Annotated in this window: 1 protein-coding gene; it reads right to left on the reverse strand. The window is 73.9% G+C overall.

The genetic code is table 11. From position 1 onward, the window contains the following. On the reverse strand, positions 1–737 hold a 737-nt coding region (locus PV350_RS46860), incomplete at both ends, for a S8 family serine peptidase (RefSeq protein WP_500339339.1).

Genomic DNA, 737 nt, shown 5'->3' on the forward strand with positions numbered 1-737 from the left:
GAGCTGCTGCCCCGTCCAGTCCGGGTGCTCGGCGGCCAGCAGGGCCGCGGCGCCCGCCACGTGCGGCGTCGCCATGGAGGTGCCGCTCATCGTCTGGTACGCGCCCTCGCCCTCAGGGGCGTACTGCGAGCGTGCCGCGAGGATGCCGACGCCGGGGGCGGTCAGGTCGGGCTTGACGGCGTTGTCGCCCACGCGGGGGCCGCGGCTGGAGAACTCCGCCAGCTGGTCCACGCCCTTGCCGGGGCCGTTGACCGCGCCCACCGTCAAGGCCGCATCGGCCGCTCCAGGAGTACCCACACTGTATACGTCGGGGCCCGAATTTCCGGCGGCGATGACGAACAGCGCCCCGGTCTCCTGGCTGAGCCGGTTCACGGCCTCGCTGAGCGGGTCGGTGCCGTCGGTGGGGTCGCCGCCCAGGCTCATGCTGACGACCTTGGCGTGCTGGTTGCGGGCGGCCCATTCCATGCCGGCCAGGATCCAGGAGTCCTGGCCGCTGCCGGAGTTGTCCAGGACCTTGCCGATGTGCAGGGACGCGCCCGGGGCGACGCCCTTCTCGGTGCCACCGGAGGCGGCGCCGGTCCCGGCGACGGTGGAGGCGACGTGGGTGCCGTGACCGTGCCGGTCGGTGACGTCCTGGTCGGGCACGAAGCTCTCCGTCGCGGCTATGCGGCCGGCGAAGTCCGGGTGCGCGGCGTCGATGCCGGTGTCCAGGACGGCGACGTCCACGCCCTGCCCGG

It is taken from the genome of Streptomyces sp. PA03-6a (assembly GCF_033792765.1).
Classification (GTDB): domain Bacteria; phylum Actinomycetota; class Actinomycetes; order Streptomycetales; family Streptomycetaceae; genus Actinacidiphila.